The organism is Nocardia sp. NBC_01503 (assembly GCF_036327755.1).
GTDB lineage: Bacteria > Actinomycetota > Actinomycetes > Mycobacteriales > Mycobacteriaceae > Nocardia.
In genome coordinates, this window is sequence record NZ_CP109596.1 from 2234568 (window position 1) to 2249050 (window position 14483).

Annotated in this window: 9 protein-coding genes; 3 read left to right on the forward strand and 6 right to left on the reverse strand. The window is 67.2% G+C overall.

Features of this window, described 5'->3' with window-relative positions:
• On the forward strand, positions 1–990 hold the full coding sequence (locus tag OHB26_RS10105; RefSeq protein WP_330183931.1) for an LLM class F420-dependent oxidoreductase: 990 nt from the start codon (positions 1–3) through the stop codon (positions 988–990).
• Between the two features lie 66 nt (positions 991–1056).
• Here the strand turns inward: OHB26_RS10105 and OHB26_RS10110 are convergent, their stop codons facing one another.
• The 6 genes from OHB26_RS10110 to OHB26_RS10135 all read right to left on the reverse strand — a co-directional run bounded on the left by OHB26_RS10110 (position 1057) and on the right by OHB26_RS10135 (position 13267).
• Positions 1057–2793 carry a nucleotide-binding protein gene (locus tag OHB26_RS10110; protein WP_330183932.1) on the reverse strand — a complete coding sequence of 579 codons (1737 nt, stop codon included), beginning with the start codon at positions 2791–2793 and terminating at the stop codon, positions 1057–1059.
• A gap of 197 nt (positions 2794–2990) precedes the next feature.
• Entirely contained in the window at positions 2991–4793 is a 1803-nt protein-coding gene (gene leuA / locus OHB26_RS10115) for a 2-isopropylmalate synthase (RefSeq protein WP_330183933.1), read from the reverse strand.
• 183 nt (positions 4794–4976) lie between these two features.
• A complete protein-coding gene (locus tag OHB26_RS10120; protein ID WP_330183934.1) occupies positions 4977–5999 on the reverse strand; it encodes a zinc-binding metallopeptidase family protein in 1023 nt (340 codons plus the stop codon).
• A gap of 4 nt (positions 6000–6003) precedes the next feature.
• Entirely contained in the window at positions 6004–6885 is an 882-nt protein-coding gene (locus tag OHB26_RS10125; RefSeq protein WP_330183935.1) for a transglutaminase family protein, read from the reverse strand.
• The gene (locus OHB26_RS10130; RefSeq protein WP_330183936.1) at positions 6882–9698 is read right to left on the reverse strand and encodes a circularly permuted type 2 ATP-grasp protein; all 2817 of its coding nucleotides are present in this window, start codon (positions 9696–9698) and stop codon (positions 6882–6884) included. The genes OHB26_RS10125 and OHB26_RS10130 overlap by 4 nt, the downstream gene beginning before the upstream one ends.
• A 23-nt stretch (positions 9699–9721) precedes the next feature.
• Positions 9722–13267, reverse strand: a complete 3546-nt coding sequence (locus OHB26_RS10135) for a transglutaminase family protein (RefSeq protein WP_330183937.1) — start codon at positions 13265–13267, stop codon at positions 9722–9724.
• 128 nt (positions 13268–13395) lie between these two features.
• On the opposite strand from OHB26_RS10135, the gene OHB26_RS10140 reads away from it, so the two are divergent.
• Positions 13396–13584, forward strand: coding sequence for a hypothetical protein (locus OHB26_RS10140; RefSeq protein WP_330183938.1), 189 nt, complete (start codon positions 13396–13398; stop codon positions 13582–13584).
• Positions 13585–13600: 16 nt separating this feature from the next.
• Complete coding sequence (locus OHB26_RS10145; protein WP_330183939.1) at positions 13601–14245, forward strand: hypothetical protein; 645 nt, start codon at positions 13601–13603, stop codon at positions 14243–14245.
• Positions 14246–14483: the final 238 nt, after the last annotated feature.

The window sequence follows — 14483 nt, forward strand, 5'->3', positions numbered from 1 at the left end:
ATGAGCATTCGTCTCGGATATCAGATGCCCAACTTCAGCTACGGGGTACCGCCGCGCGAGCTGTTCGCGGCCGTCACCGCGCAGGTGCGCGAGGCCGAGGCGGCGGGCTTCGACGCCGCCTTCGTCATGGACCACTTCTACCAGCTGCCGCTGCTCGGCACCCCGGACCAGCCCATGCTGGAGGCGTATACCGCGCTCTCCGGGTTGGCCGCGGCGACCTCACGAATTCAGTTGTCCGCCTTGGTAACCGGTAACACCTACCGCAATCCGGCGCTCACCGCCAAGACCGTCACCACCCTGGATGTGGTGAGCGCCGGGCGCGCCGTCCTCGGTATCGGAGCGGGCTGGTTCGAGCTCGAACACCAGGCGTATGGCTTCGAATTCGGTACCTTCACAGAGCGTTTCGAGCGCCTCGAGGAGGCCCTTCAGATCATCACGCCGATGCTGCGCGGACAGCACTCCACCTTCGATGGACGCTGGTACCACACGAAGGACGCCATGAACGAGCCGCGCGTGCGCGATGATCTGCCGATCATGCTCGGCGGCGGCGGTGAGAAGAAGACGTTCGCGCTGGCCGCGCGGTTCGCCGACCATCTCAATATCATCTGCAACGCCTCCGAACTGCCGCGCAAGCTGGACGCGCTGCATGCGCGCCTGGACGAGGCGGGCCGCGATCGCGCGACACTGGAGACCAGCTTCCTGGCCTTCGTCATTGTCGACGAGGATGGCGACCGAGCACGCAAGGTGCAGGCGGATCTACTTGCACGGCAAGGGATTACGGATCTTTCGGCGCTGCCGGTGGAGGCGCTGCGGCAGACTCCGGCGGACCGGCAGTTCGTGGGCACACCCGATGAGGTGGCCGAGCAGTTGCGGTCCCGCGTCCTCGATCACGGTATCGACGGACTCATCGTCAATCTCGTCACCAATGGGCATGAGCCGGGCACCGTGGAGTTGGCCGGGCGGGCGCTGGCTCCGCTCGTGCGCGACTGAGGCGTTGAACGCGAATGCCCTGCGGTGGTCTCCGCGGGGCATTCGTTGGCCATCAGGCGTTTTCGGCTAATGCTGGCGCGGTTGGAAGCCCTGCTGGGCCGCGTGATAGCCGAAATCGTCGGCGACCATGGCGGCCAACTCCAGCAGAGCGCGCCGGGTCGGCTTGGAGACCAGTTCGAGGTCGATCTCCGCGCCCTCGGCCAGATGATCGTCGAACGGCACCACCTGCACCGCGCGGGTGCGGTCCAGGAAGAGCTTGCGCAGCTGATCCAGGTCCACGGTGGAGGAACCCTTGCGAGAAGCGTTGACCACCACCACGGTTCGCTCCACCAGCTTGTGATAGCCGTGATGATCGAGCCAGTCCAGCGTGGCCGAGGCACTGCGCGCACCGTCGATGGCGGGTGAGGTGACCAGCACCAGTGAGCTCGCCATATCCAGCACACCGGACATGGCCGAGTGCATCAGACCGGTACCGCAGTCGGTGAGGATGATGTTGTAGAACTGCTGCAGGATTCCGATCGCCTTACGGTAATCGGCCTCGCTGAACGCCTCCGACACCGCCGGATCCTGTTCGCTCGCAAGCACTTCCAGGCGGCTCGGCGCCTGGGAGGTATGCGCGCGCACATCGGAGTAGCGGGTGATGTGGCTGTCCTCCAACAGGTTTCGCACCGTGGAGCGGGTCTGCCGCGGCACCCGATGGGCGAGGGTGCCCAGGTCGGGATTGGCGTCGATGGCAATGACCCGGTCACCGCGCTCGGAGGCGAAGGTGGAGCCCAAACCGACAGTGGTGGTGGTCTTTCCGACACCGCCCTTGAGCGAGAGGATGGCGATTCGGTAGTCACCGCGCACCGGCTGATTCACCCGATCCACCAGCTGCGCGTGCATCAGATCCGCGGGCGACTCACCCGGGTTGATCACACCGCCGGACGCCTTGTGCACGGCGCGCCGCCAACCGCTGCGGGGCGCGCGGCGGGCCCGGCGCAACAGGTTCAGATCATTGACCGAATGTCCGGGCGGGGGCTGCTGCTGGAAACCGCCCTGCTGCTGTGGAAAACCCTGCGGCGGCTGGCCGTTCCAGCCCTGCGGCGCGAAGCCTGGCTGCTGCATCGGCTGCTGCGGAGGCTGGGCTGGCGGCGGAGACCAGCTGTAGATCGGCCCGCCGGGCTGATCATTGGCGGGGGCGAACTGACCGGGCTGCCCGAACTGACCGGGCGCACCACCCGGCTCCTGCGGACCGGGCTGGCCGGGCTGATCGGGAAACACTCGGCGAACCATGCCGTCGCTGCCGATTTCCTGCCGGATCTCGCCGTACGGGGTCTCGTCGCGCACCTCGCCGTAGGGGCCGTCCTGGCCCGGAAACGCGCCCGGCGCACCGGGATTCGGCGGCGGCGCGAACTGGCCGGAGTCCGGCGCGGGATAGTTGCCGGGCGGCGGAAAACCCTGCTGACCGTTCTGGAACGGCGCACCCGGGAACGGGCCCTGCCCGTCGAACGGTCCGTTCGGACCGCCCTGGGGCGGAGCACCATACGGGCCCGCGGGCGGGAAACCACCCGGTGCGAAGGGATCCGGCCCCTGACCGTACGGCCCCGCGCCTTCGGGCTGGAAGACGGTGGTCTGCTCGATCGAGTCCGGTACCGGCGGGAAGAACCCGGCCCCCTGCTCACCCTCGCCATTGGCCTCGGCGGCCTGGTCCGACTCCGGTGCGCCCTCGCCGGACGAGGGTCGCTCGTCCTTGATGTCGTCGGCGTCCACCGGCAGCCCGGCCGCGGCCTGCGAGGTCGAATTCTGATCGTTCGTAGTCACGTGTCCCCCATCTGCTCGACAGCTCGAACAGAGAGCTCGGCGCTAATGCAGCCCCAACGCTAGCATTCCCGACGCTCTCCTACCCTGGCCTGGTAAACCCCCGCACCTTGCGGCAACTGCACCGCTACCGGATGTTCACCACCCCCGAAGACGAGAACCCGCCCCGGACAACCGGAGCGGGCTCATCGAGGGATCTGTCAGTTGGCGCGCGCCGCTCGGTTGACCGCGGAGACAACCGCCCGCAGCGAGGCCGTGGTGATCGAGGTGGCGATGCCCACGCCCCAGGTCACCTTGTCGCCGATGGCGCACTCCACGTAGGCGGCGGCCTGCGCGTCGTCACCGGAGGACATGGCGTGCTCGCTGTAGTCCAGCACCCGCACGTCGTAGCCGATGGTGGCCAGCGCGTCCACGAAGGAGGCGAGCGGACCATTGCCCTCGCCGGAGACAGCCTGTTCGACGCCGTCCACCTTGACCACGGCCTCGATATGGTCGACGCCGCCGTCCAGTTCGGAGGCGGTGACCTTCTGCCGGATGCGCTCCAGCGGCACGATCGGGGTCAGGTACTCCTCGGAGAAGACATCCCACATCTCCTTCGGAGTGACCTCGCCGCCCTCACCGTCGGTGATCTTCTGCACCGCCTGCGAGAACTCGATCTGCAGCCGGCGCGGCAGCACCAGCCCGTGATCGGTCTTCATGATGTAGGCGACGCCGCCCTTACCGGACTGCGAATTCACCCGGATGACCGCCTCGTAGGTGCGGCCGACATCCTTCGGATCGATGGGCAGGTACGGGACCGCCCAGGTCATATCGGCCACATCGGAATCCGCGGCGTCGGCCGCGGCCTTCATGGCGTCCAGGCCCTTGTTGATGGCGTCCTGATGCGAACCCGAGAAAGCGGTGTAGACCAGATCGCCGCCGTACGGATGACGCTCGGCGACGGGCAGCTGGTTGCAGTACTCGACCGTGCGGCGGATCTCGTCGATATTGGAGAAGTCGATCTGCGGATCCACACCGCGCGAGAACAGATTCATGCCCAGGGTCACCAGGCAGACATTGCCGGTGCGCTCACCATTGCCGAACAGGCAGCCCTCGATGCGATCCGCACCGGCCTGGTAGCCCAGTTCCGCGGCGGCCACCGCGGTGCCGCGGTCATTGTGCGGATGCAGCGACAGCACGATGGAATCGCGGCGGGCCAGATTGCGGCTCATCCACTCGATGGAGTCGGCGTAGACATTCGGGGTCGCCATCTCCACGGTCGCGGGCAGGTTGATGATCAGCGGCTTGTCCGGCGTCGGCGCGATGATCGCGGAGACGGCGTCGCAGACGTCCAGCGCGTAGTCCAACTCGGTGCCGGTGTACGACTCCGGGCTGTACTCGTAGCGCCAGTTGGTGTCCGGGTACTTCTTCTCGATCTCCAGGCACAGCGTGGCGGCGTCGGTGGCGATCTTCTTGACGGCCTCGCGGTCCGCGCGGAACACCACGCGGCGCTGCAGGATCGAGGTCGAGTTGTAGAAGTGCACGATGGCATGGGGTGCGCCCGCGCACGCCTCGAAGGTGCGCTCGATCAGCTCGGGCCGGGACTGGGTCAGCACCTGGATGGTGACATCGTCCGGAATCGCGCCGTCCTCGATGATCTCGCGAACGAAGTCGAAATCGGTCTGGCTGGCGGCCGGGAAGCCGACCTCGATCTCCTTGTAGCCCATCCGCACCAGCAGGTCGAACATGCGGCGCTTGCGGGCCGGGCTCATCGGATCGATCAGGGCCTGATTGCCGTCCCGCAGATCCACGGCGCACCACTGCGGGGCACGGTCGATGATCTTGTCCGGCCAGGTGCGGTCGGCCAGCGTGATGGGCTCGACCTCCTCGGCGAACGGCCGGTACCGGAAGGTCGGCATGGAGGAGTTCTTCTGCGTGTTCCAGGCGGGCTGATCCGCGGGAGCAGGCTTGGACGGCACGTTGATGGTGCGCGATCCGGATACAAAGGCATCAGCGGGTGACATGGCGATTTATCTCCGAGAGTGTGGCTGGATCCCAGGTATGGGGTAGACCGGCACGACGAACACCCGCGACGGGAGCCGGTCCGTATCAGACCCCGCCGCGGCGGCCGAGGAGAAGGCTTGCCCGCTGCATGATGATCACGAGTTTACAGCGTGGCAATGCGGTGCCGGAACCCAGGTGCGCCACTACCGTTCGGTAGCGGGCGAAGCGGCGCACAGTTCGTGGATGAAGCGCATCTTCTCCAAGACCGGGTCGGCCAGGACGAATGGATAGAGATCCGAGTGCCCCATCGAGCGATTGACCATGTTCAGGGACCAGGTCAGCGGTAGCCAGAGTTCGATTATGCGGTCGAAGCCGGAGCGGCCGAGTTGTGGGCGGTCCAGGGTCGCGCCCGCGGGGGCGAGGCCGAAGGCGGCGGCGGTGTCGAGGGTGTCGCGAATATGCAGGTAGTGGGCGAAGGTTTCGGCCCAATCCTCGGCCGGATGCATGGTGGCGTAGGAGGAGACGTGGTCGGACTCCCAGCCCGGCGGTGGGCCCTGGCGGTAGTGCTTGTCCAGGGCCTGCTGATAGTCGGCCACCGGATCGCCGAAAAGTGTTCGGGCACGGTCTGATTCGGATTCGCCGACCAGGACCGGGTAGTAGTAGTGGCCGATCTCGTGCCGGAAGTGGCCGAGCAGGGTGCGGTAGGGCTCGGCCATTTCGACGCGGAGCTGTTCGCGGTGCACGTCATCGCCCTCGGCCAGGTCCAGGGTGATGAGGCCGTTCTCGTGGCCGGTCATGACCTGGTGTTCGGCGCTGGCGAGCAGGTCGAAGGCCAGGCCCTGTTCGGTGTCGGTGCGCCGGTCGACAATCGGCAGGCCGAGTTCGGTGAGCTCCATGATCAGGCGGCGTTTGGCGGCTTCGGCCTCGGCGAAGGCGGGCAGCCATTTCCCGTCCTGATCGGACGGGCGGGTGCGGGTGAGGCGGCAGGATTCACACAGGCCCGATCCCTTGACCAGCCAATTACATTGCGCGACATGGCTGTTGTCGCAGAGCCGGAAGTGATTGGCGTCCAGCACACCGTCCGAGGTGTCATCGTCGCCGTCCCGGGCCAGCACCAGCAGTGCCCGGTCGGCGAGGCTGAAACCCAGTGCGCTGCCGCAGTTCAGGCAGAGCGAATTCTCGAAGGCCAATCGCTGACCGCATTGGGGACAGGCGAAATCGCGCATTGCCTCACACCTCGATCGGAGCGACGTCGACGGAGACGCGAATGCTGCTCTCCTTGGCGTCGGTGTAGATGATGCCGCGCATGGGGGGTACGTCGGCGTAGTCGCGGCCCCAGGCCGCGGTCACATAGCGTTCGTCGGCGAACTGATTGTTGGTGGGATCGAAGTCGACCCAGTGCCCGTCGGCCGTGCCGTCCGGCAACCACACCGCCGCCCAGGCGTGCGTGGCGTCCGCGCCGACCATGCGCTCGCGGCCGGGCGGTGGATCGGTGGCGAGATAGCCCGAGACATAGCGGGCGGCCAGCCCGAGCGAGCGCAGGCAGGCGATGGCCAGGCGGGCGAAGTCCTGGCAGACGCCGCGGCGGGCGGCGAAGACATCGGCGACCCGGGTGCTGACGGTGGTGGAGCCGGATTTGTAGGTGAAGTCGGTGTAGATGCGAGCGGTCAACTCCCGCACCGCCTCCAGCAGCGGGCGGCCGGGCGGGAAGGATTCGGCGGCATAGGCGGCGACCTCCGCGATGATCTCGGGCGGATTCAGGTCGAGGGTGAATTCCACTGCGAGCGGTCCGTTTTCGATGGCGGGGCGGGCCTTCTCCCAGGGGCCCGGCTCCGGAATCTCCGGCGGGTTCGTCACCTCCACCGTCGATTCACCGGTCACCTCCAGGCGGCGATGTTCGGCCGTGACATGGAAATACAGGGTGGTATTGCCGTACACATCGGTGCCGACCGAGCGATCCGACGGCACCGGATCCACCCGAATATCGTGCGCGAGCAGCCGCTGGCCGGGGAATTCACGCGGGGTCAGATAGGCGCGGCCGTAGGAGCTGGTGACTTCGTCCGAGTACACGTAGATCGTGCTGTGCAATACCCGATAGCGGCGCACCCTCAACCCACCACCCGGGTGGAGCCCCACAGCGGCTGGGTCTCACGCGGCACCGAAAGCCGTGTGGTCTCGAAGGATTCGGAGATCTTGCGCAGCCGCAGGTGTACGCCGTCGAGCAGTTCGGCGAGTTCGGTACGGCAACCGGTCGCGTCGGTGACCTCGAGATCGGCTGGATCGACGCGACGCAGCATGCGCTGGGCATCGGTCAAGAGTCGTTGTGGGCGTGAGGATCCGGAGGCGGCGGGCAGGGCGAGCAAGTCCTCCTCCAGGCGCTCGAGCTGGTAGGCCAGCGAACGCGGATTGCTGCGATCGAACAGCAGTAGGCTCGCCACGGCCGAGACGCGTACCGAATCACCTTGGCGGCGGCGATAACTCACCGCCGAGACGGTGGCCTGCAGCACCGCTTCGGTGACAACCCGGCCGATCGGGGCCGGATAGGTGTCGGTGAGCGCGGCCGCGAGCAGCGAGGTGAGCGCGAGACCGCGCTCCAGGCGGCGGCCGATATCCATGACATGCCAACCCGAATCGCGCACGGTGGATTCCGCGTCGATACCGGTGAGGGAGAGCAGCGCCGCCAAAGCCCGGGAATGCACCGCCGACAGCGCCGCGCCCCGATCGCCGCGGGCGGCGCGGTACTCCGAGAGGGCGCGGTCCACCGCACCCATGATCATCCAGGTATCGGGTGAAAGCTGGTCTCGCACAGCGCGCGCCGCCGTACCGTAGCGCTCGACGGCGAAGGCGAGGGAGCCCGACAGTTCGCGGTCCATGGTCAGGGAGACCAGGTAATCGTGTTCGCGACGGGACGCGCCGGGCAGTGCGATGGGCATGGTCGGCTGGTCGGAGTACTCGCGGCGGCGTTGGGCGGCGGCTATCTCCCGCTGCCGCTCCTCGGCCGAACTCGCCGACCAGCCGCCCTGGCTCTGGGACTGGCCGCCCGGACCTTGCGATTGACGCCGACCACCCGAGCCCTGACTTCGACCGGCCGAATCCTGTTGCGGCACCACGGTTTCTTCGGTCTGCACGGGCGCTCTTCGTGCGGGTGGCGGCGTGGTGCCCGTCATATGCCCCAGAGCGGCGATCAGGATCGGCATGGCCTCCGCTCCCTCCATCCAGGGCCGGTAGCGGTAGTCCTGGTACCGGTCGTGGGTGGCATCGAGCAGGCGGACGGTGGCCTCGGCGCGCTCGCCGTAGCGGCCCATCCAGAACAGGTCGTTGAGGACACGCGGGGAGCTGATGACATCCACGGCGGCCAGGGCGGGGGCGCGACGTTCGCGCTCCTCCGGAATCTCGACCGCCGGGGCGGCGGCGGGGGCGGCGCGGACCCAGATGTCCTTGGCGGCGGCCTCGCCGATCATGCCGTCGGGTCCGGTGCGCTGATGTAATTGGCCGAGTCCGCCTGCCATGACGCGGTATCCGACCCGGCCCGCGAGGGAGAACAGGCGGACGGCGACGGGCGCGGCGTCGAGATCACCGTTGGCGGCGACCGCGGGGGCCACCGAGAATCGGGCCGGTTCCTGGCCCACCCATTTCCAGCCCTCGGCGGTAATGCGTGCACGCCATTCGGCGCACTGCGCGCGGGTCAGCAGTGGTCCGAAGACGGTGACCGTATCGTCGAGGGTGGAGCGCAGCATCAGCCGGTGCAGATTGCCGACCAGGTGTGAGCGCTGGGAATCATCTCCGCCCCAATATGTTTCGACACTCGGGAGCTTCAGGTCCTGATCCAGCAGGGCGCGCGACAGCTCCGGCAGGAACGCCCCCAGCGCTGGGCTCTCCAATAGTCCGCTGCCCAGCGTATTGACCACCGTCACCGCGCCCCGGCGCAGCACCTCGACCAGTCCGACCACCCCCAAGCGCGAATCCGGGCGCAGATCCAGGGGATCGGAGAATTCGGCGTCGACGCGGCGCAGCACCACATCCACCTGTTTGAGCGTGCCGAGCGAACGCATCCACAGCCGTCCGTCCCGCACCACCAGATCGGCGTTCTCCACCAGCGGGAAGCCCAGCACCGATGCGAGATACGCCTGATCGAAGGCGGTTTCGGATTGCGGTCCCGGGCTGAGTACGACGACCATCGGCTCCTCATCGGCGGCATGCGGGGCCGCCTCGACCAGCATGAGCCGCATGGCGCGCACGAAGGGATTCAGCGGCAGCGGGCTGGCCAGTTCGAAGGCCTCGGGAATCGCGGCCGAGACCACGCGCCGGTCGGCGAGCGCGTAGCCGGCGCCCGACGGTGCCTGCGCCCAATCCGCGAGCACCCGGAATCCGCCATCGCTCCAGCGGCTGATATCGCAGGCGTGCAGGAACAGCTGATGCCGTCCGGGCAGCGAAATACCGTGTGCGGCACGCACGTAGCCCCGGTGGCCGAAGACGATCTGCGGTGGCAGCAGCCCCGCGGTGAGGGTGCGGCGCGGGCCGTACACATCGGTGAGGATGGCGTCCAACAGGCGAGACCGCTGGACGAGGCCCGCCTCCAGGTCCTTCCAGTGGGCGGCGTCCAGCAGCAGCGGAATCGGATCGAGACGCCAAAGTCGCGGCGGTGCGGGTTCATTCGCGACGCTGCCGAGTTCGGTGTAGGTGATGGCATCGTCCTCGATGAGACGGCGCACCCGCGAATCCAGGGCGTGCAGACCGTCGCGGCCCAACTCCAGGAATTCGGTGGAGAGCTCGGCCCAGCTGGGGCGCAAGCCGCCGCCACCGTTCACCAGTTCGTCGTAGTAGCCGTCGGTGGGCAGCCCGACCGCGTCGAAGGAGCCCGTATCGGCCGCTGCCGCACGGTATTTCGCGTACTCGCCGGGTGCCGTCGTGTCGAACACTGTCACCGTCACCACTTTCGGGCGTATGCCTACCGGTCGCCGGCGCCCCACACCGTGCGCGCCCGGCGTAGATCGAGGATCCCAGGAGCGCCGATATCGGTGGCCTGTATAGCCATTTTGGCACGCAGATCGGCGATGTCGACCGGGCCGGAGGTATGCCCGGCCGGTTCGAAGCGCCGATTGCGCCGCGATTGCGCCACCACGGCGTTCACCGGTGGACCGGCGTAGAACATCCCGCCCGGATGTGAGACGTGATACGTGCAGCCGCCGCGCGACAGACCGGTCTCCAGATCCACCACATCGAAGATCAGCGGCGCGTCCACGGTGATCGTCGGATGCAGTGACTCCGGCGGCTGCCAGGCGCGATACCGAACCCCGCCGACCTGGACATCGGCCTTACCGGTGGCCATCAGCGGAATCGGGAAGCCATTGCAGGTCACCGCGTAGCGGCCGCGATCGGCCCCGGTCACCCGCACCTGCATACGCTCCACCGAGGAATCCACATAGCGGGCGGTGCCCGCGGCGGTGGTCTGCTCCCCCAGGGTGTTCCAGGGTTCGATGGCCCCGCGCAACTCCATCTCCATATCCCCGAGTACCACCGTGCCGAACCTCGGAAAACGGAATTCGGCGAACGGATCCAACCAGCTGATATCGAATTCGATACCGTGCGAGCGCAGATCGGCCGCGACATCGGCGATATCGGCGGTCAGAAAATGCGGGAGCAGATAGCGGCCGTGCAGATTCGCGCCGTGCCGCAGCAGCGGCGCGGTGTACGGGTGCTCCCAGAACCGCAGCACCAGGGCGCGCACCAGCAGTGACTGCACCATGGCCATGCGGAAATGCGGTGGCATCTCGAAGCCGCGCAACTCCACCAGACCGAGGCGTCCGCGCGCGGAGTCCGGGCTGTAGAGCTTGTCGATACAGAATTCGGCGCGATGGGTATTGCCGGTGAGATCGGTGAGCAGATGCCGCAGGGCGCGGTCGACCACCCAGGGCGCGGTGGAGTTCTCCGCGGGAACATCACCGGAACCACCACTCAGTCGCGCGATTTCGGCGAAGGCGATCTCCATTTCATAGAGCGCCTCGACGCGACCCTCGTCGGCGCGCGGAGCCTGTGAGGTGGGACCGATGAAACGACCGGAGAACAGATAGGACAGGGCCGGATGACGCTGCCAGTAGCGGAGCATGGAGACCAGCAGATCCGGGCGGCGCAGCAGCGGTGACCGCGCCGGGGTGGGGCCGCCCAGGGTGATGTGATTACCGCCGCCGGTGCCGCGATCGGTACCGTCCACATCGAAGGATTCGGTGCTCAGGCGCGCCAATCTGGCCTGCTCGTACAGGGTTTCCAGGAGATCGGACTGTTCGGCGAAGCTGGCGGCGGGCTGCACATTCACCTCGATCACGCCCGGGTCCGGGGCGATGGACAGCGATTGCAGCCGCGCATCGACGGGCGGACCGTAGCCCTCCAGCACCACCGGCTGGCCGACCGCCAGCACCGCCTCCTCGACCCGGTGCACCAGATCGCAGAAGGCCCCGAACTCTTCGACCGGGGGCAGGAAGACGAAGAGCTGCCCATCGCGAATCTCGGCCACGAGTGCGGTGATCGGGGCACGATCGGCGGACTCCACAATGGCGTCCGGTTCATAAGGTTCCAGCGGTAGCCGCGGTGCGAAGGGGTCCGATTCCGGGCGGCGCGCGGGTGCGCGCCAGGAGATCGAGCCCAGTGGCAGGCGTAGTCCGGCCGGAGAATCGCCCTCGGTCAACATGATTCGGCCGCGGCGCAGTCGCCAGTCGGCGCTGGCCCAGCCCGCTTCGTCCGAACGGCGGTACAGCGGCAACACATAGGCGACCGGCTCCCCCACGGAGGTATCCAGGCGGGCCAGCAGTTCTTTGCGAGCCTGCACCGAATCCTGTTCCGGGGCAATATCATCCCAGGCGGCAACGGGTTCGCCCGCCGGAAGCGCGGCCCGTGCCGCCACCCGCAGCAGTGGATCCTCGTAGGCGGGCCGTACCTGGGAGTCCGGCAGACCCAAACCCTGCGCGATATGCGCTATGACGGCCCAGGCGGTTCCGGCGTCGGCCTGCGGCGATGAGCCGGATTCGGCTGTATCCGCCGATGATTCGAGTGCGTCCCGGGACTCCGGGGGCGATCCGTTCTCCAGTGCGGTGGTGCTCGACTGCGGATCGAGCACCGCCGCCGTCTGCGTGCGGGCGGGGACTCCGATACCTCGATTCGGCGCGGAACCCCCTGCGGCCCGCGGTCTTTCGGGCGGTGTGACCGGTGGTGACGGGGCCGGCGGCAGCCAGGGATTGCGAAGCAGGCTCGGATGCTGCCAGAGCGCCTCGCCGTCGGTGCGCCACAGCATGGCAATCTCCCAGCGCGGCAGGGGTTCTCCGGGATACCACTTGCCCTGTCGGTACTGCACCAGACCGTCCGGCGCGTAGATGCGGCGCAGACGCTGTGCGAGATCCGCCGCGCGCTCACGCTTTCGGGGGCCGTCGGCGTCGGTGGTCCACTCCGGGCCGGTTTGATCGTCGAGCGAGACGAAGGTGGGTTCACCGCCGATGGTGAGGTCGATACCCGCGGCCCGCATGCGATCGTCGACCGTCGCCCCGGTCGCGGATATCCGCTGCCATTGAATATCGCTGTAGGGCAGCGTGACTCGCGGATCCTCGTGGATGCGATGCACGGTATTGGAGAAGGCCAGGGTGGCCCGCACCGGATCGGTCGCCCCCGTGATCGGTGCGGACGAGACCGGATGCGGGGTCGCCGCGAGCGGGATATGGCCCTCACCGGCGAAGAGCCCGGAGGTGGGGTCCAGACCCACCCAGCCCGCACCGGGCAGGTACACCTCGGTCCAGGCGTGCAGATCGGTGAAGTCGGCGGGCGGACCCGACGGGCCGTCCAAAGACGGTACGTCCTGGGCCAATTGGATGAGATACCCGGAGACGAAGCGGGCGGCCAGCCCGAATTCGCGCAGGATGGAGACGAGCAGCCAGGCCGAATCGCGACAGGAGCCGATACCGGTGTTCAGCGTGTGATCGGGTGTCTGCACACCGGGTTCGAGCCGAATGGTGTAACCGACATCCTCGCGCAGCGCCTGATTGAGCCCGATCAGGAATTCGATGGTGCGCGGACTGCCCTGCGGCCGATGTCGTGCCACCCAGTCGCGCACCGATTGTCCTGGCCCGAAACCGGATTCGCTCTCGTCCACGGGGCGCAGGTACACCTCCAGATCGGCGGCCAGCGCGGGCGCGTAGGTGAAGGGGACGTGCTCGGCGGCATCCTCGACGAAGAAGTCGAAGGGATTGATCGCGTCCATATCGGCGATCAGCCCGATGGTGATGGACAACTCCCGCGCCGGTTCCGGAAACACCAGGCGCGCCAGGAAATTACCGAAGGCGTCCTGCTGCCAGTTCACCCAGTGATCCGCCGGGGCGACATGCATGGAGTAGGACTGGATCGCGGTGCGCGTATGCGGCGCGGGTCGCAATCGGACCACGTGCGGATGGATACGCACGGGGCGATCGAAGGTGTAGGTGGTGCGATGTTCGAGGGAAACCCGAATCCCCATAGGTAAGTTCACCACGCCAGCCCGGGACACGCGGCTTTATTCCCGACAGATCGGACGACACGCGGTGACCTCCCACCGTTGTCGTACCCGAGTGCTTGGATTTCGGGCAGACGGTCGAAGGAGGTTTCATGAACCACTGTCTCGGGACACTGATCGCACACGCCGACGGTTCGGCCGAGTGCACGGACTGGGCGTGCACCGATACCGACCGGCTACGCCATCCCTATCTGGCCGACTGCTCCGATATCGCGGGCGGCTGCGAATGCGTGCAGCCCGAGTTCACCACGGGTACCGGTCGGCAAACCCTGGCGGGGTGACTACTAGCCTGGTCAGGTGAGCTACGACCACGTTCTGCTGCCCTCCGGTGTCGCCACCACACCCGCCGCGCTCGATGCGTTCCTGACCGCGCAGAACGGCAAACCCGCCGCCGAGCCGGTGGCCGAGATGGCCGCCGAGCTCGACCGGCGCAATGGTGAACTCGCCGAAGCGGACGAATTCCTCGGCGCGCCCGCACCCGACGGTGCCATGGGCGAGGCGCTGTTCGTCTCCAGCCCCTATGACGCCATCGGGCATGTGCGCGCCCTGCTGTTCGAGCTGGCCACCCCGCGCGGGTACGCGGTCTACGATCCGCAGCTGGCCTGGCTCATGGATCCCGCCGGATCGGTGCCGGTCGCGGTATCGCACGGCGGGGCCGGTGACTTTCCTTATCTGACACGCGAACTCGCGCATCTCTGGGTTCCCGAGCTCGGAGCGCCGGGCCCCTATCTGATCGTGGAAAGCGGCGATCAGATGTATATCCAGACTTATCGCCATGAAGACGGGCGCTACGACGTCGAATACCGGGATGGCTCATCCGAGCGGCATTACACCGTACGAGTCGATGATCCCTCGACCGTCGCCGATCTGATCTGGTCATGGACTATCGGTGACCGGTCGCATTTCGACGTGCTCGATTGGCAGCGCCTCACCTTCCAATAACAACAATGTCTCGATTCGGGATTCCATACCCTCCCGAGTAACCATGCACGGCGGCAGGAACGCTAGCCTTTCACTAATTTCGTGCTCCGCTGTTCCCACGTTCCACCCGGAATAAGGAGAGAACTGTGAGGCTACGCCCCAAGAAAGCCGCGACTCCGAGGCTGCGTAAGAGCCTGGCCGTATTGGCCGGGATCGCCGCAGCTCTCGCCGCCGTGGTGGCATTACACGCCGCGGGCGC

Excerpts from the sequence above, each read along its gene's own strand:
- OHB26_RS10140 (WP_330183938.1), top strand. The coding sequence starts at position 13,396 with ATGAACCACTGTCTCGGGACACTGATCGCACACGCCGACGGTTCGGCC.
- OHB26_RS10135 (WP_330183937.1), bottom strand. The coding sequence starts at position 13,267 with ATGGGGATTCGGGTTTCCCTCGAACATCGCACCACCTACACCTTCGAT.
- OHB26_RS10120 (WP_330183934.1), bottom strand. The coding sequence starts at position 5,999 with ATGCGCGATTTCGCCTGTCCCCAATGCGGTCAGCGATTGGCCTTCGAG.
- leuA (WP_330183933.1), bottom strand. The coding sequence starts at position 4,793 with ATGTCACCCGCTGATGCCTTTGTATCCGGATCGCGCACCATCAACGTG.
- OHB26_RS10105 (WP_330183931.1), top strand. The coding sequence starts at position 1 with ATGAGCATTCGTCTCGGATATCAGATGCCCAACTTCAGCTACGGGGTA.